Genomic DNA, 25,942 nt, shown 5'->3' on the forward strand with positions numbered 1-25,942 from the left:
CTCCGGGGCTCGCGCCCGATGGGCCGGGCCCCGGCTCCGCCGCGCCTCGAATCCACTCCCTTAGGAAAGCCTTGCCTTACTGACTTCGACCGCCCCGGCCCTCAGGAGCGACTGTATGCAGATCATCGGTGGCAGCACCGGCGGCACCGTGGCGGACCGGGAGGCGTACTCCGGTGGCGGCCCGCTGACCATCGCCCCGACCACACTCCCGGACGCCTTCGCCGAGATGGCGCGACGTGACCCCGACGCGGTGGCGGTGGTCTTCGAGGACATCGAGGTCAGCTACGCCGAGCTGGACGCCAGGGCCAACCGGCTGGCGCACGTCCTCGCCGCCCGCGGGCTGGGCCCCGACCGGGTGGCCGGGCTCGCCGTGCCACGCTCGGTCGACATGATCGTGGCGGAGCTGGCCGTGCTGAAGGCCGGCGGCGCCTACCTTCCGCTGGACCCGGCCGATCCGGCCGAGCGGCTCGCCTACCTGATCGGCGACGCGCGACCGGTCTGCCTGGTCACCACCTCCGAGCTGGTGGACCGACTGCCCCGGGCCGACGGTGTGCCCCGGCTGCTGCTCGACGCCCCTGAGATGGTGGCCGAGCTGTCGGCCGCGCCGACCGACGATCCCGAACGGCCCGGCCTGCGGGTCGAGCACGCCGCCTACGTCATCTACACCTCGGGCTCGACCGGCCGACCCAAGGGCGTGCTGCTCACCCACACCGGCGTGGCCAAGCTGCTCTCCACCCAGTTCGAGCGGTTCGGGCTCACCCCCGACGTCCGGGTCCTGCACTTCGCCTCGCCGAGCTTCGACGTGGCGTTCTGGGACCTCTGCCTGGCCCTGCTCTCCGGTGGGCGGCTCGTCATCGTCCCCGCCGACCGCCGCGTCGCCGGGCCGGCACTCACCGAGTACGCGATCCGGCACCAGGTCAACTTCATGATCCTGCCGCCGGCGCTGCTGGCCGCGCTGCCCCCGGAGTGTGACCTGCCGCCGGGCATCCTGTTGGCCGGCACCGAACGGGTGTCGCCGGAACTGGTCGCCCGCTGGGCGCGGGGCCGCCGCATGTTCAACGCGTACGGCCCGACGGAGGCCACCGTCAACTCCACGCTGGGCGAGTGCGACCCGGAGCGGGTCGACAGCTCCTCGGTCCCGATCGGACGCCCCGACCCGGGCACCGACGCCTACCTGCTCGACGACGCGTTGCGGCCGGTCGGGCCCGGTGTGCCAGGCGAGCTCTACCTCGCCGGCCCTGGCCTGGCCCGCTGCTACGTCAACCGCCCCGACCTGACCGCCGAGCGATTCGTCGCCGACCCGTTCGGCCCGCCCGGGCAGCGGATGTACCGCACCGGTGACGTGGCGAGCTGGCGGGCCGACGGACGGCTCGACTTCCTCGGGCGGGTCGACGACCAGGTGAAGGTCCGTGGTTACCGCATCGAGTTGGGTGAGATCGAGTCGGTGCTGGCCCGTCACCCGAGCGTCGGCCAGGTCACCGTGCTGGCCCGCGAGGACCGTCCGGGTGACGTGCGGCTGGCGGCCTACGTCGTCCCGAGCGCGGACGACGCACCGCAGGTACGGGCCGACAGTCAGGTCGCCGAGTGGAAGGAGCTGCACGAACTGCTCTACCAGGCCGGCCGGGTCGAGCGCTTCGACGAGAACTTCACCGGCTGGAACAGCAGCTTCGACGGCTCACCCATCCCGTTGGCGCAGATGCGCCAGTGGCGGGACGCCACCGTGGACCGGATCCGGTCGCTGCGGCCCCGACGGGTCCTGGAGATCGGCGTGGGTAGCGGGCTGCTGCTGTCGCGACTCGCCCCGCAGTGCGAGAGTTACTGGGGGCTGGACCTCTCCGAGCAGGCCATCGACACGTTGCGGGCCGCGGTGGCGACGATCCCAGGGCTCGACGAACGGGTCACGCTTCGCGCCCAGCCGGCCCACGACCTCACGGGGGTGCCGGCCGGCTGGTTCGACACGGTCGTCATCAACTCGGTGGTGCAGTACTTCCCGAGCGCCGACTACCTGACCGGTGTGCTGCGCGCGGCAGCCGAGCGGCTCGCCCCCGGTGGTGTGATCTTCGTCGGTGACGTCCGCAACCTGCGCCTGCACCGGATGCTGCACGAGGCGATCCAGACCAGCCGGGGCGTGGCCGCCACGGAACTGGATACTGCCGTCGAGACGGCGGTCCGCACCGAACGCGAACTGCTGCTCGACCCGGACTACTTCGCCGCGCCGCCGACCTCGGCGATCCGGGGCGTCGAGGTGTGGGTCAAGCGGGGCGACTACGACAACGAGCTGAGCCGCTACCGCTACGACGTGGTGCTGACCACCGCGTCCGGGCCCGCGCCCTCACCCGAGACGACGTGCGTCTGGACGGGACACCTGGACGGCGTACGCGACCAGCTGGCCCTCGGCCCGCGGCGGCTGCGGGTCACCGGGGTGCCGAACGCACGCCTGGGTAGAGGACCCGCCCCGTCCGTCGAGGACCTCCACGCGCTGGCCGATGCGTCCGGCTACCGGGCCGCGGTGACCTGGGACGGCTCCTCGACCGTCGGGGACCTGGACGTCGTCTTTGAACGCGGCGCGGAACCCCGCAACGCCTACCGTCCCGGCGCGGCGGTCGCGCACGCCAACACCCCGGCCGCGGTCGCCGACCCGGCGGCGGTGGTGAAGGCGCTGCGCCTGCACGCCGAGTCCTGGCTGCCCAGCTACATGGTGCCGACCGGCTTCGTGCTGCTCGACCGGCTACCGGTGCTGACCAGCGGCAAGCTCGACCGGGCCGCGCTGCCGGCACCTGACTACGCCGCCCAGGCCACCGGCACCGCGCCCCGCACGCCCCGGGAGGAGGTGCTCTGTGAGCTGTACGCGGACGTCCTGGGCGTCCCCGGGGTGGGCATCGAGGACGACTTCTTCAGCCTCGGCGGGGACAGCATCGTCTCCATCCAGTTCGTGCTGCGCGCCCGCGCGGCGGGACTGGTGTGCACCTCGCGCCAGGTGTTCGAGCTTCGGACGGTGGCCGCGCTGGCCGAGGTCGTCACCGACCTCGACACCGGCATCCGGGACCGGCCCGACGACGGTGTCGGCGACGTTCCGTTCACGCCGATCCTGCGCTGGCTCGACGAGACCGGCGGCCCGATCGACGCGTTCAGCCAGTCGATCGTGCTCACCACTCCGGCCGGAGCCACCGAAGCCGACCTGGCCGCCGTGCTGACCGCGCTCACCGACCGACACGACCTGCTGCGCGCGCGGCTCGTCCGCGCCACCTCCGCGACGCCGGGCCGGCTGCACGTCGCGCCGCCCGGCACCGGCCGCCCGTGGCTGCGGCGGGCCGAACCCGGCGCGGTGATCGAGGCCGAGGAGCAGGCCGCCGCCGGCCGGCTCGACCCCGAGCGGGGTGTCATGGCCCAGGCCGTCTGGTTCGACCACGGGCCTTCCACGCCGGGCCGGTTGTTGCTGGTCATCCACCACAGCGTCGTGGACGGCGTCTCGTGGCGGATCCTGCCGGCCGACCTCGCCACCGCCTGGGAACAGCGGACGGCGGGGCGTACCCCGGTGCTGGAACGCAGCGGCACGTCCTTCCGGCGGTGGGCCACCGACCTCACCGAGGCGGCCCGGCGACCGGAACGCACTGCGGAACTCGCGCTGTGGCAGGGCATCCTGACCGGCCCGGACCCGGCGTTGACGCCGCGCCCGCTGCGGCCGGTGGACGACCTCGCCACGGTCGCCCGGCACACCGTGCGGCTGCCCGCCGCGACCACCGAGCCGGTGATCACCGTGGTCGCCGCCGCCTTCCACGCCGGCATCAACGACGTGCTGCTCACCGCGCTCGCCCTGGCGATGATCGACTGGCGGACCCGGCACGGGAAGGGCACCGAGCGTTCGGTGCTGATCGCGTTGGAGGGGCACGGCCGGGAGGAGCAGGTCGTCGCGAACGCCGACCTCACCGCGGCGCTCGGTTGGTTCACCACCGTCTTTCCCGTCCGCCTCGACCCCGGTGACGTCGACGTCGCCGACGCGCTGGCCGGTGGGCCGAGCGCCGGCACCGCGCTGAAGCGGCTCAAGGAGCAGCTGCGGGCCATCCCGGACCACGGCATCGGGTACGGGATGCTGCGCTACCTCAACCCGGACACCGAGCCCGAACTGGCCGGCCGCCCCGCTCCGCAGGTCAGCTTCAACTACCTCGGCCGGTTCGCCGCCTCGTCCGGCGACGGCGGGAACTGGACGCCGGTGGCGGGGCACGGCATCCTGGCCGGCGGATTCGACCTCGGCATGCCGGTCGCCCCGTACACGTTGGAGATCAACGCGTACGTGCAGGACAGCACGGCCGGCCCGGAGTTGGGTGTGACCTGGGCGTACCCGCGTGACCTGCTGGACGACGCGGCGGTCGCCGACCTGGCCGCGACCTGGTTCGCCGCCCTGGAGGCGCTCGTCGTGCACGCCCGTGGGCCGGCCGCCGGCGGGCTCACCCCGTCCGACCTGACGCTGACCCTCAGCCAGGACGAGATCGACGAGTTCGAGGCCGAATGGGAGCTTTCGTGACCGCGACCGCCGCCCCCGGGCAGGCCTCCGGGATCGCCGACATCCTGTCGCTCACCCCGCTGCAGGAAGGGCTGCTGTTCCACGCCCAGCTCGCCGCGGACGGCCCGGACGTCTACACCGGGCAGTTGACCGTCGCCCTGGACGGGCCACTGGACGCCGAGCGGCTGCGGGCCGCCGGGCAGGCCCTGCTCGACCGTCGGCCCAACCTGCGGGTGGCCTTCCGCCGCCGCAAGAACGGGCAGTCCGTGGCCGTGGTGCCGCGACACGTGCCGCTGCCCTGGGCCACCCTGACCCTGACCGAGGACGATCTCCCCGGGTTCCTCGACACGGACCTCGCGACCCGGCTCGACCCGGCGGTCGCGCCGCTGCTGCGGATGACCCTGATCCGTCTCGGTCCACACCGGCACCGGCTCGTGATGACCCATCACCACCTGCTGCTCGACGGTTGGTCGGTGCCGCTGCTGCTGGACGAGCTGATCGCCCTCTACCGGGGCGGCCGGCTGCCGGAGCCCACCGACTTCCGCGACTACCTCGCCTGGACCGCCGCGCAGGACCGGCCGGCGGCCGAGGCCGCGTGGCGCGAGGCACTGGCCGGGCTGGACGGGCCGACCCTGCTGGCCGGCCGTCCGCCGGCCCAGGCGGTCGTCCCGGAGCGCCTGGTGCGTGACCTCCCGGTCGAACTGACCGCTCGGCTCACCGCGCTCGGCCGGGCCCGTGGCCTCACCCTGAACACGGTGGTCCAGGGTGCCTGGGGGATCGTGGTCGGGGCGCTGACCGGACGCGACGACGTGGTGGTCGGGGCGACCGTCGCCGGTCGACCGCCGGACCTCCCCGGCGCCGACACCATGATCGGCCTGTTCATCAACACGATCCCGGTACGCGTCACCCTGGACCCGGCCGCACCGGTGGCGACCGTGCTGCGTCGTCTGCAAGCCGGGCAGGTGCGGCTGATGGAGCATCAGCATCTCGGATTGGCGGAGATCCAGCGGCTGGCCGGACACGGCGAGCTGTTCGACACCCTGACGGTCTTCGAGAACTACCCGCTGGGCGAGTCGCTGCCGGAACCGGCCGACGGAGTACGCGTCACGGGTGCCGCCGTCCGGGACTGTGCGCACTATCCCCTGACCCTGACCGCACGTCCCGGCCACCTGATGCACCTCGATCTGGAGTACCGCGCCGACCTGATCGACCGGGACGACGCCGGCACGCTGCTGGACCGGCTGGCCCTGGTGCTGACCCGGATCTGCGACGCCCCGGACGCTCCCCTCGCCACCATCGACGTGCTGACCCCGGCGGAGCGGGACCGCGTCCTGCACGGGGCGAACGACACCGCCAGGCCGGTGCCCGCCAGCACCATCAGCGCGCTGTTCCACGAGCAGGCGGCCCGGACGCCCACCGCTGTCGCTCTCGTCGCGGACGGACGCGAGTGGACGTTCGCCGAGGTGGAACGCTGGGCCGCCGGGCTGGCCGGGGCGTTGCGCGAGCGCGGTGTCACGCCCGGCGATCGGGTCGCGCTCGCGCTGCCCCGAGCGCTCACCGTGCCGGCGGTGTTCGGCGTGCTCGACAGCGGCGCGGCCTACCTGCCGCTGGACGCGTTCCAGCCGGCCGACCGGGTTGTGGCGATGTTGGAGGATGCCCGGCCGGCGGTTTTGGTCACGACTGAGGGCGTGGGTGTGCCGTGGTCGGGTCCTCGGTTGGTGGTGGGTGTGGCGGTGCCGGAGGGGGTGCCGTTCGTGGGTTCGCCGTCGTCGGAGGATGCGGCGTATGTGATTTTCACGTCGGGGTCGACGGGTCGGCCGAAGGGTGTGGTGGTGCCGCATCGGGGGGTCGTGAATCTGTTCGGGTCGCATCGGGAGCGGTTCATGGCCGGTCCGAGGCGTCGGGTGGCGCATGTGGCGTCGTTCACCTTCGACGGGTCGTGGGAGCCGCTGCTCTGGCTGCTCGACGGACACACCCTGCACGTCGTCGGTTCCGACATCTACCACGACGCCGCCGCGCTGGTCAGGCATCTGCGGGAGCAGCGGATCGACGTGTTGGACGTGACGCCGACGTATCTGCGGGAGTTGGTCGCGGCGGGCGTGCTGGACGCGGGTCTGCGCGTGCTGTTTGTCGGTGGTGAGGCGATCGACGGGCAGTTGTGGCAGCGGGTGTGCGCCACACCGGGACTGGCCTGCCACGACCTGTACGGACCTACCGAGGCGTCCGTGGACGCCTACGGATGGGAGGGACCGGACCGGTCGGCGTACCGCCTGGCGAACGTCCGCACCTACGTCCTCGACACCGCACTGCGGCCGGTGCCGCCCGGCGTGCTCGGCGAGTTGTACGTGGCCGGGGCCGGGTTGGCGCACGGCTACCTGAACCGGGCGGGGTTGACTGCGGAGCGGTTCGTGGCCGATCCGTTCGGCCCGGCGGGCGCACGCATGTACCGCACCGGGGACCTGGCTCGGTGGAACCGTGACGGGGTGCTGGAGTTCGCCGGCCGCGCCGACGAGCAGGTGAAGATCCGTGGCTACCGGATCGAGTTGGGCGAGATCGAGGCTGCCCTCGGCCAGGCCGGCGTGGGTCAGGCAGCGGTGGTGGTCCGCGACGGCCGACTGGTGGCGTACGTGGTGGGTGGGCCGGTCGACCTCGACCGGTTGCGGGCGACGGTGCCGGACTACATGATCCCCTCGGCGTTCGTCGAGTTGGACGCACTGCCCCGGACGGTGGCGGGCAAACTCGACGTGGCGGCGTTGCCGGCTCCGGACTTCGCCGGATCGGGGGTGGGTCGGACCGCCCGCAACAGCCGGGAACAACGGCTGTGTGACCTGTTCGCCGAGGTGCTGGGGCTGCCGTCGGTGGGTGTCGACGACGACTTCTTCGCGTTGGGTGGCCATTCGTTGCTGGTGATGCGCCTCGCTGGTCGGGTTCGGGCGGTGCTGGGTGTGGAGTTGCCGGTGCGGGCCGTGTTCGATGCGCCGACGGTGGCGGGCCTGCTGCCGAGGCTGGTGGGATCCGATCGGACGCCGTTGGTGGCGCGAGCACGCCCGGATCGGGTGCCGTTGTCGTTCGCCCAACAACGGCTGTGGTTCCTGTACCGCCTGGAAGGGCCGAACCCGACCTACAACATCCCGATCGCCTGGCGGCTGCGTGGGCGTCTCGACGCCGACGCGTTGGTCGCTGCCGTCGGTGACGTGGTCGCCCGACACGAAACCCTCCGCACCATCTTCAGCGACCAGGACGGCGACGAGCCGTACCAGCGGGTCCTGCCCGCCGAGAAGGTCGCGGTGCCGGTGGCGGACATCGCCGAGGCGGATCTCCCCGCACGGCTCGCGGAGATCGGGGCGTACGGATTCCGCCTCGACCACGAGCCGCCGCTGCGCGTCAGGCTCTTCCGGATCGCACCGGACGAGCACGTGTTGCTCCTGCTGCTGCACCACATCGCCGGCGACGAATGGTCGGATGTGCCGCTGCGCCGGGACCTCGTGGCCGCCTACACCGCCCGCTGCGCCGGACTCGCGCCGGCGTTCCCGCCCCTGCCCGTGCAGTACGCCGACTTCGCGCTGTGGCAGCGCGCAGAGTCGGGCACGCTCTCCACGCAGGTCGACGGCTGGCGGGACGCCCTGGCCGGGCTGCCCGAGGAACTGGATCTGCCGGCCGACCGGCCCCGCCCCGCGCAGGCCAGTCACCGGGGCGACGTGGTCGACTTCACGCTGCCCGCCGACGTGACCGAGCAGCTGCGGGTGCTGGCCCGGTCGACCGGGACCTCCATGTTCATGGTGGTGCAGGCGGCGGTGGCGGTGCTGCTGTCCCGCCTGGGCGCGGGTACGGACGTGCCGCTGGGCGCGCCGGTGGCGGGTCGACCCGACGCCGTGTTGGATGATCTGGTCGGCTTCTTCGTGAACACGCTGGTGCTGCGGACGGACACCTCGGGTGACCCGTCGTTCCGGGAGTTGTTGGCACGGGTACGGGAGACGGACCTCGCCGCGTTCGACCGGCAGGACGTGCCGTTCGAGCACCTGGTGGAGGCGTTGAACCCGGTCCGGTCGCTGGGCCGGCACCCGCTGTTCCAGACGATGGTCTCCTACCTCGGCGAGGCCGACCGCACCTGGCACCTCGGGTCGCTGCGGGTGGAGGCCGAGCGGGTGCGCCAGCACGTCGCGATGTTCGACCTGTCCTTCGACTTCTTCGAGACCCGTGGCGGCGTCCGCGGCGAACTGGAGTACGCCACCGACCGGTACGACCGCTCCTCCGCCCAGACCCTCGTCGAGCGGTTGCAGCGGGTCCTTGCCACGGTCGCCGCCGACCCGTCGGCGGTGGTGAGCAGGATCGACGTGCTCGCCCCGGCCGAGCGTGCCCGGCTGTTGGCCGTGGAGTCCACCGCACCGGCCCCGACGGGCTCCATCGTGGACCTGTTCGTCGCGCAGGCAGCAGCCAGCCCCGACGCGGTGGCCCTGGTCTCCGGCGGACGGACCTGGACGTTCGCCGACCTGGACGACTGGTCGTCGCGGCTCGCCGGTGCGCTGGCCCCGTACGCCGGCGGCCTCGTCGCGCTGGCCACCTCCCGCCCGCTCACCGTCCCGGCGATCCTCGGCGTGCTCAAGGCGGGCGCAGCCTACCTGCCGCTGGACGCGTTCCAGCCGGCCGACCGGGTTGTGGCGATGTTGGAGGATGCCCGGCCGGCGGTTTTGGTCACGACTGAGGGCGTGGGTGTGCCGTGGTCGGGTCCTCGGTTGGTGGTGGGTGTGGCGGTGCCGGAGGGGGTGCCGTTCGTGGGTTCGCCGTCGTCGGAGGATGCGGCGTATGTGATTTTCACGTCGGGGTCGACGGGTCGGCCGAAGGGTGTGGTGGTGCCGCATCGGGGGATCGTGAATCTGTTCGGGTCGCATCGGGAGCGGTTCATGGCCGGTCCGAGGCGTCGGGTGGCGCATGTGGCGTCGTTCACCTTCGACGGGTCGTGGGAGCCGCTGCTCTGGCTGCTCGACGGACACACCCTGCACGTCCTCGACGACGACGAGTACCGCGATGCGGGTGTCCTCGTGTCGCGGTTGCGTGAACAGCACATCGATGTGCTGGACGTGACGCCCACCTTCCTGCGGGAGTTGCTTGCGGCCGGGCTGTTGGACGCGGGTCTGCGCGTGCTGCTGGTCGGTGGTGAGGCGATCGACGGGCAGCTGTGGCAGCGGGTGTGCGCCACACCGGGACTGGCCTGCCACGACCTGTACGGACCTACCGAGGCGTCCGTGGACGCCTACGGATGGGAGGGACCGGACCGGTCGGCGTACCGGTTGCGCAACGTGCGGACCTATCTGCTCGACGCCGCACTGCAGCCGGTACCGGCGGGGGTCCTCGGTGAGGTGTACGTCGCCGGGGCCGGGTTGGCACACGGCTACCTGAACCGGGCGGGGCTCACCGCAGAGCGGTTCGTGGCCGACCCGTTCGGTCCCTCGGGTGCGCGCATGTACCGCACCGGGGACCTGGCCCGGTCCAACCGGGACGGAGTGCTGGAGTTCGCCGGCCGCGCCGATGGACAGGTCAAGATTCGCGGCTACCGGATCGAGGTCGGCGAGATCGAGGCCGCCCTCGGCCAGGCCGCCGTCGTCGTCCGTGACGGCCGGCTCGTCGCGTACGTGGTGGGTGGACCGGTCGACGTCGATCGGCTACGGGCCACTCTGCCCGACTACATGATCCCGTCGGCGTTCGTCGAGGTCGACGCGCTACCCCGCACCATCGCCGGCAAACTCGACGTGGCCGCACTGCCCACCCCGGACTTCTCCACACTGGCCGGCGGCACCCCCGCCCGCAACAGCCGGGAACAACGGCTGTGTGACCTGTTCGCCGAGGTGCTGGGGCTGCCGTCGGTGGGTGTCGACGACGACTTCTTCGCGTTGGGTGGCCATTCGTTGCTGGTGATGCGCCTCGCTGGTCGGGTTCGGGCGGTGCTGGGTGTGGAGTTGCCGGTGCGGGCCGTGTTCGATGCGCCGACGGTGGCGGGCCTGCTGCCGAGGCTGGTGGGATCCGATCGGACGCCGTTGGTGGCGCGAGCACGCCCGGATCGGGTGCCGTTGTCGTTCGCCCAACAACGGCTGTGGTTCCTGTACCGCCTGGAAGGGCCGAACCCGACCTACAACATCCCGATCGCCTGGCGGCTGCGTGGTCGTCTCGACGCCGACGCGTTGGTCGCTGCCGTCGGTGACGTGGTCGCCCGACACGAAACCCTCCGCACCATTTTCCCGGACGTCGACGGGACCCCCTACCAGCACATCCTCCCGCCGGACGCCGTCCCGGTCGCGTTCCACGAGGGCGGCGACGTCGACGCCGCCGCCGCGCACGCGTTCGCACTCGATCGGGAGCCGCCGCTGCGGGTCGACGTGTTCCGGGTGGCACCGGACGAGCACGTGTTGCTCCTGCTGCTGCACCACATCGCCGGCGACGAATGGTCCGACGAACCGTTGCGCGCCGATCTCACCACGGCGTACGAGGCGCGCCGGGCCGGACACGCCCCGGCGTTCCGACCGCTCTCCGTGCAGTACGCCGACTTCGCGCTGTGGCAGCGCGGCGAGTCGAACACGCTCACCGCGCAGGTCGACGGATGGCGGGAGGCCCTGGCCGGGTTGCCGGAGGAGGTGGACCTGCCGGCCGATCGGCCCCGTCCGGCGGAGGCCAGTCACCGGGGTGACGTCGTCGACTTCGTCCTGCCCGATACGGTGGCCCGCGATCTCCGTCACCTGGCCCGGTCGACCGGGACCTCCATGTTCATGGTGGTGCAGGCGGCGGTGGCGGTGCTGCTGTCCCGCCTGGGCGCGGGCACGGACGTGCCGCTGGGCGCGCCGGTGGCGGGTCGACCCGACGCCGTGTTGGATGATCTGGTCGGCTTCTTCGTGAACACGCTGGTGCTGCGGACGGACACCTCGGGTGACCCGTCGTTCCGGGAGCTGCTGGCACGGGTACGGGAGACGGACCTCGCCGCGTTCGACCGGCAGGACGTGCCGTTCGAGCACCTGGTGGAGGCGTTGAACCCGGTCCGGTCGCTGGGCCGGCACCCGCTGTTCCAGACGATGGTCTCCTACCTGCCCGCCGGGGGCGACACCTGGACGCTCGCCGAGCTGACCGGACGGCCCGAACCCGTCGGACACCGTACGGCGATGTTCGACCTGTCCTTCGACTTCGCCGACGCCCCGGACGGCGGCGTCGGGGGAAGCCTCGAATTCGCCACCGACCGGTACGACCGCAGCACGGCACACACCCTGGTCGAGCGGTTGCAGCGGGTCCTCGCCACGGTCGCCGCCGACCCAGCGGCGGTGGTCAGCCGGATCGACGTGCTGAGCCAGGATGAACGGGGTCGGCTGCTCGGCGTCGACGCCAGCGGGACCGTCCCACCCGGGTCCATCGTGGATCTGTTCGAGGCACAGGCGTCGACCACACCGACGGCCGTGGCGCTGGTCGCCGGCGGCCGGTCGTGGACGTTCGCCGAGCTGGACAGGTGGTCGTCCCGACTGGCCGGGGTGCTGGCCGGACGCGGCGTGGCCCCGGGGGACCTGGTCGCGCTCGCGGTGTCCCGTCCGCTCACCGTTCCGGCGATCCTGGGCGTGCTCAGGGCGGGTGCGGCGTACCTGCCGCTCGACGCGTACCAGCCGACCGACCGGATCGCCGCGATGCTCGCCGACGCCGCACCGACGCTGGTGCTCACCACCGGCGACACACCCCTGCCGCCCGACCCCGCCCACCTGCTGCTCGACGAGCCCACCCTCCTCGAGGGCCCGATCGGCAGCCCCGCCCGCCCCCGGGCCGACGATCCCGCGTACGTGATCTTCACGTCGGGGTCGACGGGTCGGCCGAAGGGTGTGGTGGTGCCGCATCGGGGGGTCGTGAATCTGTTCGGGTCGCATCGGGAGCGGTTCATGGCCGGTCCGAGGCGTCGGGTGGCGCATGTGGCGTCGTTCACCTTCGACGGGTCGTGGGAGCCGCTGCTCTGGCTGCTCGACGGACACACCCTGCACGTCCTCGACGACGACGAGTACCGCGACGCCGCCGCCCTGGTCGGCTACGTCCGCCGCCACCACCTCGACGTGTTGGATGTGACACCGACGTATCTGCGGGAGTTGGTCGCGGCTGGTGTGTTGGACGCGGGTCTGCGGGTGTTGTTCGTCGGTGGTGAGGCGATCGACGGACAGCTGTGGCAGCGGGTGTGCGCCACACCGGGGCTGGTCTGTCATGACCTGTACGGGCCGACGGAGGCGTCGGTGGATGCGTACGGGTGGGACGGGCCGGACCGGTCGGCGTACCGGCTGGCGAACGTGCGTACCTATCTGCTCGATGGTGGGTTGCGGCCGGTGCCGCCGGGGGTGCTCGGTGAGTTGTACGTGGCCGGGGCCGGGTTGGCGCACGGGTACCTGCACCGGGCGGGGTTGACCGCCGAGCGGTTCGTGGCCGACCCGTTCGGCCCGGCGGGCGCACGCATGTACCGCACCGGGGATCTGGCTCGGTGGAACCGGGACGGGGTGCTGGAGTTCGCCGGCCGCGCCGACAGGCAGGTGAAGATCCGCGGCTTCCGAATCGAGCTGGGCGAGATCGAGGCCGCCCTCGGCCAGACCGGCGTGGCTCAGGCCGCGGTGGTGGTGACCGACCGCCGACTGGTCGCCTACGTGGTCGGCGGTCCGGTCGACACCGACCGGCTACGGACACGACTGCCGGACTACATGATTCCGTCGGCGTTCGTCCAGGTGGACGCGTTGCCCCGCACCGTCGCGGGCAAACTCGACGTGGCGGCGTTGCCTGCTCCGGACTTCTCCGAGCTGGTCGGCGGCACGCCCGCCCGCAACAGCCGGGAGCAGGCTCTGTGTGACCTGTTCGCCGAGGTGCTGGGGCTGCCGTCGGTGGGTGTCGACGACGACTTCTTCGTCCTCGGCGGCGACAGCATCGTCTCGATCCAACTGGTCAGCCGGGCCCGTGCGGCCGGCCTCGGCATCAGCCCACGCGACGTGTTCCGGCACAAGACCCCGGCCGGGCTCGCCCAGGCCGCCACCGTCGACGCCACGGTCACCGAGGACCCCGGCGAGGCGTACGGGAGCGCGCCGCTCACCCCGGTGATGCGCTGGCTCGCCCAGGTCGACGGCCCGACCACCGGATACAGCCAGTCGATGCTGCTGCACGCCCCGGCCGGTCTCACCGCAGCCGGCCTGGCCGAGGTACTCCAGGCGCTGGTCGACCGGCACGACCTGCTGCGCGCCCGGGTGACCGCCGACGGTGTGCAGATCCCCGAGCCCGGTACGCCGGTCGACGTCGTGCGGGTCGTCCCGTACGACGAGGAGGACCTGCCCGCGATCGCCGCCGCTGCCCGGGACCGGCTCGACCCCGCCCATGGCGTGATGCTCCAGGCGGTGCTGCTCGAACCCGGGCACGTGCTGCTGGTCGTGCACCACTACGCCGTGGACGGGGTGTCGTGGCGGATCCTGCTGCCCGACCTCCGCGCCGCCTGGGCGGCCGTGCGGGCGGGCGACCCGGTCACCCTCCCACCCACCGGCACCTCGTTCCGCCGGTGGGCCCGGGAACTGGACGGACTCGCCCGCGACGCGAGGACCACGGCGCAGCTGTCGTACTGGACCGGGGTGCTGGCCGGGCCGCGCGCCGCGCTGGGCAGCCGCCCCCTCGACCCGGCCCGCGACCGCACCGGCACCTGCGACGAGATCGCCATCGAACTGCCGCCGGAGGAGACCCGGCCGCTGCTCACCACGGTGCCCGCCGGCTTCCACGCCAGCGTCGGCGACGTGCTGTTGACCGGTCTCGCGTTGGCGCTGCACGGCTGGGCCGGCGGCACCGGCTGGCTGGTCATGCTGGAGGGGCACGGCCGCGAGGAGCACCTGGTGACCGGGGCCGACCTGTCCCGCACGGTCGGCTGGTTCACCAGCGAGTACCCGGTACGGCTGGACCTCGGCACGGAGCACCCCGGTGACGCACTGAAGACCATCAAGGAGCGGCTGCGGGCGGTGCCGGACAACGGCGTCGGCTACGGTCTGCTGCGCCACCTCAACCCGGCGACGGCCACCGTGCTCGCCGGATACGACCAGCCACTGATCGGCTTCAACTACCTCGGCCGGTTCGCCGCCGGGAACGCCGAGGAGGGACCGTGGGAACCGGCCGGCGAGGGCTGGGGCGGCGGCGCCGACGACGGCATGCCCGCCGACTACCCGCTGGAGATCAACGCGACCGCCGAGGACCACGCCGACGGGCCTCGGCTCGCCGCCACCCTCACGTGGCCACGGGACCTGCTCACCGGGGAACAGGTCCGCGACCTGGCCGGCCGCTGGCAGGCGGCGCTCCGCGCGCTGGCCGCCGATGCGGGATCCGGGGGTTACACCCCGTCCGACCTGAGCCTGGTCGAGCTGAGCCAGGCCGACATCGACGGCCTTGAGGCCGATTTCGCCGATCTTGAGGCCGAGTGGGAGACGCAGTGACCAAGAAGACCGGGCTTGAGGACGTCCTGCCACTGTCGCCGTTGCAGGAAGGGCTGCTCTTCCACGCGCTCTACGACACCGACGCCCCCGACGTCTACACCGTGTCGACCGCGTTGGAGCTGACCGGACCGCTGGACGCCGGCCGACTCCGCGACGCCGGACAGGCGCTGCTCGACCGGCACGCCAACCTGCGGGCCGGGTTCCGGCGTACGGCCAGGGGCACCACTGTCGCGGCGATCCCCACCCGGGCGCGGCTGCCCTGGGCCGAGCACGACCTGAGCGGCCTGCCCACAACCGAGCGGCTCGCGGAACTCGACCGGCTCGCCGCCGCCGACCAGCAACGACGCTTCGACATGACCCGGCCGCCGCTGCTGCGGATGACACTGACCCGGCTCGGGACCGACGTCCACCGGCTCACCATCACCCACCACCACATCCTGCTCGACGGCTGGTCCACGCCGTTGCTGGTGCGGGAACTGCTCGCCCTGTACGCCAAGCCCGGCTCACTGCCGCCGGTCACCCCGTACAAGGCCTACCTGGCGTGGCTGGCCCGCTGGGACCGGGACGCGGCCACGAACGCCTGGCGGGAGGCGCTCTCCGGGCTCGACGAACCGACCCGGATGGCACCTGCCGGCACCAGACCCGAGCCGGTCGTCCCCGGTTCGGTGGAAACCACCCTGCCGGTCGAGCTGAGCGGCCGGCTCACCGACCTCGCGCGTACCCTCGGCGTCACTCTCAACACGGTGGTGCAGACGGCCTGGGGCCTGCTGCTGGCCCGGCTCACCGGCCGTGACGACGTGGTCTTCGGCACCATCGTCTCCGGACGGCCGCCGCAGTTGCCGGGTGTCGAGTCGATGATCGGGCTGTTCATCAACACCGTGCCGGTACGGGTCCGCCTCGACCCGGCCGAGCCGGCCGGCGACCTGCTCGTGCGCCTCCAGGACGAGCAGGCCGCACTGATGGAGCACCAGTACCTGGGGCTGGCCGACATCCAACGGCTGGCCGGGCACGGCGAACTGTTCGACACGCTCACCGTCTTCGAGAGTTACCCGGACGACCCGGACGCCGCCGGTCCGGTGCCCGGTCTGCGGGTCACCGAGGCACAGGACGAGGACGCCACCCACTATCCGCTGGTACTGGTCGCCACGCCGGGCCCCCGGATCAACCTGGAGATCCGGCACCGCGCCGACGTGTTCGACGCCCCCGCCGCCCGTACCATCCTCGACCGACTGATCCGCGTCGTCACCGCGCTGGCCGCCGACCCTGCCGCCCCGGTCGGCCGGATAGACATCCTCGTCCCGGCCGAGCGGGACATCGTCCTCACCGAGTGGAACGGCAGCACGGACGGGATCGTCGCCACCACCTTCCCCCGGCGGTTCGCCGAGATGGTCGCGGCGTTCCCGGACAACATCGCCGTGATCTGCGAGGACGAGCAGGTGAGCTACGCCGAGTTGGCCGCGCGTGCGGACCGGTTGGCCCGGGCGCTGACCGCCCGTGGTGTCGGCCCCGGTCAGGTCGTCGCGGTGGCGCTGCCGCGCTCCGTCGACCTGATCACCGCGCTGGTCGGTGTGCTGCGCTCCGGTGCCGCCTACCTCGCGCTCGACCTGGACTATCCGGTCGACCGGTTGCGCTACATGCTGGCGGATGCCGCGCCGGCCTGCGTGGTCAGCCGGGCTCGGCTGGCCGACGCGCTGCCCGGCGGCGGACCGGTGGTCGACGTGGCCGCGTCCGGGCCGGACGTGACGCCGGTCGAGCCGGAGGTCTCGGACGCCGCGTACGTCATCTACACGTCCGGCTCGACCGGCCAGCCCAAGGGTGTCGTCGTCACCCACGAGGGGGTCGGCAAGTTGCTCGCCACCCAGCAGCGACGCCTCGGTGTCACGCACACCAGCCGGGTGCTGTTCTTCGCATCACCCAGCTTCGACCTCGCCTACTGGGAGCTGTGCCAGGCGCTGCTGTCCGGCGGTGCGCTGGTCGTGGTCCCCACCGAACTGCGCGTTCCCGGCGCGCCGCTGGTCGACTACCTCACCAAACACGAGGTCACCCAGCTGGCGCTGCCGCCGTCGGTGCTCAGCGCGCTGCCCGCCGACTGCCGGTTGCCGGTCGGGGTGTCCATGCTGGTCGGCACCGAGGAGGTGCCGGCCCGGCTGGCCGAGCGGTTCGCCGCCGGCCGACGCATGTTCAACGCGTACGGGCCCACCGAGACCAGCGTCAACGCGACCCTGTGGGAGTGCGCTCCGGTCGCCACCGGCACCGTGCCGATCGGCTACCCGGACCCCGGGCAGTTGGCGTACGTGTTGGACGGCGGTATGAACCCGGTTCCGCCGGGGGTCGTCGGAGAGCTGTACCTGGGCGGCCTCGGCCTGGCCCGTGGCTATCTCCAGCGGCCCGGCCTGACCGCCGAACGTTTCCTGCCCGACCCGTTCGCCGCGCCAGGCAGCCGGATGTACCGCACCGGCGACCTGGTGCGCTGGACCCTGGACGGGGCGTTGGAGTTCGTCGGTCGCGTCGACCACCAGGTCAAGATCCGTGGGTTCCGGGTGGAACTCGGCGAGATCGAGGCCGTCGTCGCCCGCCAGGAGGGCGTCCGGCAGGCCGCCGTGGTGCTGCGTACCGACGGTGGCGTCAAGCGGATCGTCGCGTACGTCGTCGGCGGCACCGATCTCGGCCGCCTGCGGGCGGGCGTCGTCGCCACGCTGCCCGACTACATGGTCCCCGGCGCGTTCGTCGCCCTGGACGCGCTGCCGGTGTCGGTCAACGGCAAGCTGGACCGGGCCGCTCTGCCCGCCCCCGAGTTCACCCCGGACGGCGGCCGGGCACCCCGGACTCCCCGCGAGAAGCTGCTCTGCGACGTCTTCGCCGAGGTACTGGGCGTGCCCACCGTCGGCATCGACGACGACTTCTTCGCCCTCGGCGGGGACAGCATCATGTCGATGCAGTTGGCCGGACGGGCCCGGGTCGCCGGTCTGGTGCTCTCCCCGCGCCAGGTGTTCCACCAGCGCACCCCGGCCCGGCTGGTGGCCGTCGCCGGCACCGTGACCGGCGTCGACGTGGTCCCGTCGAGCCTGTCCCTGGTCGGCCTCACCGAGGCCGACCGGCGCGAACTGGCCGGCCTCGGCGTCGACATACGCGAGGTGCTGCCGCTCTCGCCGTTGCAGACCGGCCTGCTGTTCCACAGCCTGCTCGACGACGCCGGCCCGGACGTCTACACCGTCCGCATGGTGGTCGACCTGACCGGGCCGATCGATGCCGCCCGCCTGCGCGCCGCCGGCCAGGCGCTGCTCGACCGGCAGGCCAGCCTGCGCGCCTCCTTCCACCACCTCGCGTCCGGCACGGCGGTCAGCGTCGTCCCGGCCAGCGTCACCGTGCCGTGGACCGAGGTCGACCTGTCCGGGCTGGACGACGACGCGAGCCGGGACGCCTGGCAGCGGCTCCTCGCCGAGCAGGGCCGCCGCTTCGACCCGACCACGGCGCCGTTGCTGCGCCTTGCCCTGGTGCGTACCGGCGCGAACTCCCACCGGCTCGTGCTCACCCACCACCACCTGCTGCTCGACGGGTGGTCCCGGGGACCGCTGCTGGCCGAGTTGTCCGCCCTGTACCGCGACGGCGACACCGCACCGCCGGCCGGCCGGCCGTTCCGGGACTACCTCGCCTGGCTGGCCGGGCAGGACCGGCGGGCCGCCGAGCAGGCCTGGGCTGCCGCGCTCGACGGCCTCGCCGAACCCACCCGCGTCGCGCCCGTCGACGGTCACCGCGCCGCGCTGGCTCCCGCAGTGACCGAGGTGGAGCTGCCCGAGGACCGGACCGCCGCGTTGACCGCGAGCGCCCGCGCCCGTGGTCTCACCGTCAACACCATCGTGCAGGCCGCCTGGGGTCTGCTGCTGGGCCGGCTCACCGGCCGTGACGACGTGGTCTTCGGTGCCACCGTCTCCGGGCGGCCACCACAGGTGCCGGGTGTCGAGTCGATGATCGGGCTGTTCATCAACACCGTGCCGGTACGGGTCCGCATCGACCCGGCCGAGCCCGTCCACGCGTTGCTCGACCGGCTGCAGGACGAGCAGGCCGCACTGATCGAACACCAGTACCTCAGCCTCAGCGACATCCAGCGCATCGCCGGGCACGGCGAGTTGTTCGACACGCTGTTGGTCTTCGAGAACTACCCGGACGGCGACACCGACGACGGTGGACTGCCGGTCACCGGCACCGACGGGCACGACGCCACCCACTATCCGCTGACCCTGATCGCCGAGCCCGGCCCGCGCCTGCACCTCGCCGTCGAGTACCGGCCCGACCTGTTCGACTCCGCGTACGCCACGCGGCTCGCCGAGGCGCTGGCCACCGTCGTGGACGAACTCGTCGATGGGCTCGACGGTCCGGTCGGACGGGTCGGCCTGCTCGACCGGGCCGCACGCGCGGCGATCCTGGCCGCCGGGACCGGCGAGACCCGGGTGCTGCCCGAGGAGACCCTGCCGCATCTGGTCGCCGCGCAGGTCGCGGCGACCCCCGACGCGGTCGCGCTGGTCCGCCCGGACGGCCTCGGCGTGACGTACCGTGAACTGGACGCGCGCAGCGAGCGGCTGGCGCGGGTGTTGGCCGCCGCCGGCGTCGGACCGGAGACCGTGGTGGCGCTGGCCCTGCCGCGCTCGGTCGAGCTGGTGGTGGCGATCCTCGCGACCGGCCGGGCCGGGGCCGCCTACCTGCCGCTCGACCTCGACCACCCGGACGCCCGGCTGGCGACGATGCTGGCCGACGCGCGGCCCGTCGCGGTGCTCGCCGTCGGCGACACCGCCCCGCGCATGGTCGGGCTGCCCCACGGGGACGCACCCATCGTGCTCGACGGACCACTTGACGACCCGGACGTGCGGCTCACCCCGCCCGGTCCCCACCATCCGGCGTACGTCATCTACACCTCCGGCTCCACCGGCACGCCCAAGGGCGTCGAGGTCACGCACGCCGGTATCGTCAACCGGCTGCGCTGGATGCAGCACGAGTACGGCCTGACGGCGGGCGACCGGGTGCTGCAGAAGACCCCGGCCGGGTTCGACGTGTCGGTCTGGGAGTTCTTCTGGCCGCTGATCACCGGGGCCACCCTCGTCGTCGCCCGGCCCGACGGCCACCGCGACCCGGTCTACCTCGCCGAGCTGATCCAGCGGGAACGGGTCGGTACCGTGCACTTCGTCCCCTCGATGCTCGCGGCGTTCCTGGCCACGCCGGGCGCGGCCGGGTGCACCACGCTGCGCCGCGTTCTGTGCAGCGGCGAGGCGCTGCCCAGCAGCCTCGCCGACCGGTGCCGGGAACTGCTGCCGGGTGCCGCCCTGCACAACCTGTACGGCCCGACCGAGGCATCGGTGGACGTGACGGCGTGGCCGGCCGGGCGGGGCACCGGCACCGGCACCGTGCCGATCGGTGGGCCGGTGTGGAACACCCGGGTGTCCGTGCTCGACGCCGCGCTGCGTCCGGTGCCGGTGGGCGTGCCGGGTGAGCTGTACCTCTCCGGTGTGCAGCTGGCCCGGGGTTACCGGGGCCGGCCCGACCTGACCGCGGGCCGGTTCGTCGCCGACCCGTACGGCCCCGCCGGTACGCGCATGTACCGCACCGGCGACCAGGTGCGGTGGACCGCGCCCGGGGTGGTCGAGTTCCTCGGGCGGGGCGACGGCCAGGTGAAGATCCGCGGGCTGCGCGTCGAGCTGGGCGAGATCGAGGCCGCGTTGGCCGGCCAGCCCGACGTGGGTACGGCCGTGGTGCTGCTGCGCGAGGACCGGCCGGGGGTGGCGCACCTGGTCGCCTACCTCACCGTGACCGGCGCGTTGGACACCGCCGTGCTGCGCGTCCGGCTCGCGGCGCTGCTGCCCGACCACATGGTGCCGTCCGCCTTCGTGGTCCTCGACGCGCTGCCCGTGTCGGTCAACGGCAAACTGGACCGGGCCGCGCTGCCCGCGCCCGACTTCGCCGGCGCAGCCACCGGCACGGCCGCCCGCACGCCGCGCGAACAGCTGCTCGTCGACCTGTTCGCGCAGGTGCTGGCCGTGCCCACGGTCGGTGTCGAGGACGACTTCTTCCGCCTCGGCGGCGACAGCATCGTCTCGATCCAGTTGGTCGGTCGGGCCCGTGCCGCCGGTCTGTCGCTGTCCCTGCGGCAGGTGTTCCACCTGCGGACGCCGGCCGCGCTGGCCGCCGCCGCCGAGTCGGCGTTCGCCACCACCACCGGCAGCGGCACGCTGATCACGCTCACCGACGAGGAAACCGCAGAGGTCGCCGGGCTGGGCCTGGACGTGGCCGAGGTGCTGCCCCTCGCACCGCTGCAGACCGGGCTGCTCTTCCACGCCGCATTCGACGCCGACGGCGTCGACCTGTACACCGTGCAGATCGTCTTCGACCTGCCCGGTGGCGTCGATCCGGCCCGGCTGCGCGCCGCAGGGCAGGCGCTGCTGCATCGGCACGCCAACCTGCGGACGTCGTTCCACCAGCTCGACTCCGGCCGACCGGTGGCGGTGGTGAACCGTGGTGTCACCCTGCCCTGGGCCGAGGCGGACCTGTCCGACCTGGATGACGATCGGCGTGAGGAGGCGTGGCAGCGCTGCCTCGCCGAGGAGGGACGACGGTTCGATCCGGCGGTCGCCCCGCTGCTGCGGATGATGTTGGTGCGCACCGGTGACGCCTACCGGCTGGTCCTCACCCACCAGCACATGCTGCTCGACGGCTGGTCCCGTGGGCCGCTGATGGACCAGCTCTCCGCGCTGTACGGGGCGACCGACGGCGGCACCGCCCCGACGCCGTACCGCGACTTCCTCGCCTGGCTGGCCGGGCAGGACCGGTCCGCCGCCGAGCAGGCGTGGCGTGCGGCGCTGGCCGGGGTCGGTGACGCCACCCGGCTCGCCCCGGCCGACCCACACCGGGAACCGGTGGTCCCCGAGCTGGTCGAGCAGGAGCTGACGGAGGCCGTGACCGCGCGCCTGACCAGCCTGGCCCGCGCCCGGGGGCTGACGCTGAACACGATGATCCAGGCCGCCTGGAGCATCGTGCTGGGCCGGCTCACCGGCCGGGACGACGTGGTCTTCGGTGCCACCGTCTCGGGCCGGCCGGCGCAGGTGCCCGGGGTGGAGTCGATGATCGGGCTGTTCATCAACACCGTGCCGGTGCGGGTGCGCATCGACCCGGCCGAGCCGGTGGCGGGGCTGCTGGCCCGGTTGCAGGACGAGCAGTCGGCGTTGCTCGACCACCAGTACCTCGGGCTGGCCGACATTCAGCGGCTGGCCGGGGTCGGGGAGCTGTTCGACACGTTGCTCATCGTCGAGAACTACCCGGAGCGTGCCGACGACGGGCCGGAGAGCCTGCTCGCCGCCGTCGACGCGGGTGGGCGTGACGCCACCCACTACCCGCTCACCTGGGTCGTCGACCCGGGGGAGCGGCTGCGGGTGGGCCTGGAGTTCCGTCCCGACCTCTTCGCCCCGCCTGTCGCCCGGCGACTGGTCGGCGCGCTCACCGCCGTCCTGACCGCGTTCACCGCCGATCCGCACCGCGCGGTGGGCCGCCTCGACCTGATGTCGGACGAGGACCGCACCGGCTGGAACCCGCCGCCGGCGGCCAGCGGCGACGATCCGACGGTGGCGGCCCTGTTCGAACGGCAGGTGGCCGAGTCACCGGACGCGCCCGCCGTCGTCTGCGGCACGGTCCGCCGGACGTTCGCCGAACTCAACGATCGCGCCAACCGGCTGGCCCGGCTGCTGGCCACCCGTGGTGTCGGTGCCGAGGACGTGGTGGCGCTGGCCCTGCCGCGCACCGCCGACGCGATCACCGCGATCCTCGCGGTGCTCAAGTGTGGCGCCGCCTACCTGCCGCTGGACCCGGCCTACCCGCCGGCCCGGATCGCCGCGATGCTCGCCGACGCGCGGCCCGCCGTGCTGGTCACCGCCGCCGGGGTCGGGGTCACCGCGGACGGGCTCGACCACGTCCTGGTCGACGACCCGGCGTTGGCCACGCTCGCCGGGCACGACCTGACCGACGGTGACCGGGTACGCCCGGCCCGCCCCCAGCACCCGGCGTACGTCATCTACACCTCCGGCTCCACCGGACGCCCGAAGGGTGTGGTGGTGACCCACCGCAACCTGGTCAACCTGTTCCACAGCCACCGCGCGCAGCTGCACCTGCCCGCCCGCGCCGCCACCGGCCGCCGTCACCTGCGGGTCGGGCACGCCTGGTCGTTCGCGTTCGACGCCTCCTGGCAGCCGCAGCTGTGGCTGCTCGACGGGCACGCCCTGCACCTCGTCACCGAGGAGCTGCAACGCGACCCGGAGCAGCTCGCCGCGCTGATCCGCGCCGAGGGCATCGACTTCATCGAGCTGACCCCGTCGCACTTCGCGCAGCTCGCCGACGCCGGCCTGATCCGCGACGGACGCTGCCCCCTCGCCGTGGTCGGTGTCGGTGGCGAGGCGGTGCCTCCCGCGCTCTGGCAGCGACTCGGCGCGCTGCCCGGCACCGAGGCGTTCAACCTGTACGGTCCGACCGAGGCGACAGTGGACGCGCTGGCCGCCCGGATCGGCGACACGGAGTCCCCCGTGATCGGCCGGGCCGTCGCGGGTGCCCGCGCGTACGTGCTGGACCGTGCCCTGCGGCACACCCCGACCGGGGTGGCGGGTGAGCTGTACGTCGCCGGAGCCGGCCTGGCGCGGGGCTACCTGGGCCGGCCCGACCAGACCGCCGAGCGGTTCCTCGCCGACCCGTACGGCGCGCCTGGTGAGCGGATGTACCGCACCGGTGACCTGGTGCGGTGGACCGAGGACGGCCGGGTGGAGTATCTCGGCCGGGTCGACGAACAGGTGAAGATCCGCGGCTTCCGGGTGGAGCTGGGGGAGATCGAGTCGGTGCTCGCCGCGCAGCCCGGCGTCGGCGAGGCCGTGGTGATCGCCCGGGAAGACCGCCCCGGTGTACGCCTCCTGGCCGGTTACGTCGTCGGTGCCGAGGGACTCGACCTGACGGCCCTGCGGGCTGCGGTCGCCGCCGAGCTGCCCGACTACATGGTGCCGTCCGCCCTGCTCCGCCTCGACCGGCTGCCCACCCTGGCCAACGGCAAACTGGACCGGGCCGCGCTGCCCGCGCCCGACTTCGGCCCGGCGGGTGCCGGCCGGGCACCGCGCTCGGACCGGGAACGCGTGCTGGGGGAGGTGGTCGCGGCCGTGCTGGGTCTGCCCTCGGTGGACGTCGAGGCGGACTTCTTCGCCTTGGGCGGCGACAGCATCGTCGCGATGCAGCTCGTCGGCCGAGCCCGCGCAGCCGGCCTGCGGCTCACCCCACGACAGGTCTTCGCCCTGCGGACCGTGGCCGGGCTGGCCCTGGCCGCGACCGCCCTCGACCGGACCGGTGAGCGGGCCGCCGACGGGGTCGGCTCGTTCCCGTTGACTCCGGTCATGCGCTGGTTGCGTGAGGTCGACGGCCCGATCGACGGGTTCAACCAGTCCGCGGTCGTGCAGGTCCCGGCGGGTCTCGGGTGGGAGCCGTTGCTGGCCGCGTTGCAGGCCGTCGCCGACCGGCACGACCTGCTGCGGGCCCGACTGGACCGGACCGGTGACTGGTCGGTGACCGTACCGCCGGCGGGCTCGTCACGGGCCGCCGACTGGACCGTACGCGTGGACGTGACCGGCCTCGACGATCGTGGCCTGTGGGACGCGGTCGTCGCGCAGGCGCACCGCGCGCAGGCCGGACTCGACCCCGATCGTGGGGTGATGATCCAGGCCGTCTGGCTGGACGCCGGCCCGCACCGGCCAGGTCGACTGCTGCTGCTGGTGCACCACCTGGTGGTGGACGGCGTCTCCTGGAGGGTGCTGCTGCCGGAGATCGGGGCCGCCTGGCGGGACGCGGTCGCCGGCCGTCCGCCGCTCGCCGCCGCGACCGGCACGTCGTTCCGGCGGTGGGCGACGGGTCTCGCCGAGCGGGCGCTGGACCCGGCGCGGGTGGCGGAACTGCCGACGTGGGAGCAGATCGTGGGGCGGGGCGACCCGTTGCCGGTCCGCCGCCCGCTCGACCCGGCGGTCGACGTGGCCGGCACCCTGCGCGACATCACCCTGACGTTGCCCAGCGACGTCACCGAGGCCCTGCTCACGCGCGTTCCGGCCGGGCTCGACGCCGGGGTCAACGACGTCCTGCTGGGCGCGTTGGGGGTGGCCGTCACCCGGTGGCGGTCCGGGCAGGGCGACGCGGGCGACGCGGTGCTCGTCGCGCTGGAGGGCCACGGGCGGGAGGAGCACCTGGTGGACGGGGCCGACCTGTCCGGCACGGTCGGCTGGTTCACCAACATCTTCCCGGTCTGCCTGGACACCGCCGGGATCGACGTGTCGGGCGGTGGTGCGGCGGTGGCCGAGGCGGTGGTGCGGGTCCGCGAACACCTGGCCGAACTGCCTGACAACGGCATGGGTTACGGCATGCTGCGCTACCTCAACCCGGTGACCGCGCCCGTGCTGGCCGCGCTGCCGCATCCGCCGATCCAGTTCAACTACATGGGGCGGTTCGACTTCCCGGAGGCCGCCGACTGGGAGTTCGCCCCCGAGGCGGAGGCCGCCGAGAACGGTGCCGACGACGCCATGCCGGAGACGTACGCACTGGTGCTGAACGCCCAGACCGAGGACCGCGCCTCCGGCCCGCAGCTGGTCGCCACCTGGAGCTGGCCCGACGGCGTGTTCGCCGAGGGGTCGGTGGACGATCTCGCGCGACTCTGGTTCGACGCCCTGCAAGCCCTGGTAACGCACATCCCCACGAGGAGTATCCGATGAGTACGAACCCGTTCGACAACGCCGACGGCACGTTCCTCGTGCTGGTCAACGACGAGAATCAGCACAGCCTCTGGCCGGTTTTCGCCGAGGTGCCGGCGGGTTGGCGGACCGTGCACGGCCCGGCCGACCGGCAGGACTGCGTCGACTACGTCAACGCGAACTGGACCGACATGCGTCCGCAGAGCCTGATCGACGCCGACCGCTGAGCGGCGGCCCGGACCAGC

Annotated in this window: 4 protein-coding genes; all 4 read left to right on the forward strand. The window is 73.1% G+C overall.

Going from position 1 to position 25,942, the window contains the following annotated elements; translation table 11 throughout:
• The first annotated feature begins 115 nt into the window (after positions 1 to 115).
• The 4 genes from Q2K16_RS00575 to Q2K16_RS00590 are packed head-to-tail and all read left to right on the forward strand — an operon-like array spanning position 116 to position 25,924.
• Entirely contained in the window at positions 116 to 4,522 is a 4,407-nt protein-coding gene (locus Q2K16_RS00575) for an amino acid adenylation domain-containing protein (RefSeq protein WP_302742846.1), read from the forward strand.
• Positions 4,519 to 14,955: a non-ribosomal peptide synthetase gene (locus tag Q2K16_RS00580; protein WP_302742847.1), complete on the forward strand. Its 10,437-nt coding sequence runs from the start codon at positions 4,519 to 4,521 to the stop codon at positions 14,953 to 14,955. Before Q2K16_RS00575 ends, Q2K16_RS00580 begins: the two co-directional genes overlap by 4 nt.
• Entirely contained in the window at positions 14,952 to 25,718 is a 10,767-nt protein-coding gene (locus tag Q2K16_RS00585; RefSeq protein ID WP_302742849.1) for a non-ribosomal peptide synthetase, read from the forward strand. The genes Q2K16_RS00580 and Q2K16_RS00585 overlap by 4 nt, the downstream gene beginning before the upstream one ends.
• Complete coding sequence (locus tag Q2K16_RS00590; RefSeq protein ID WP_302742851.1) at positions 25,715 to 25,924, forward strand: MbtH family protein; 210 nt, start codon at positions 25,715 to 25,717, stop codon at positions 25,922 to 25,924. Before Q2K16_RS00585 ends, Q2K16_RS00590 begins: the two co-directional genes overlap by 4 nt.
• Positions 25,925 to 25,942: the final 18 nt, after the last annotated feature.

The sequence above is a fragment of the Micromonospora cynarisoli genome, assembly GCF_030518815.1.
Lineage (GTDB): Bacteria > Actinomycetota > Actinomycetes > Mycobacteriales > Micromonosporaceae > Micromonospora > Micromonospora wenchangensis.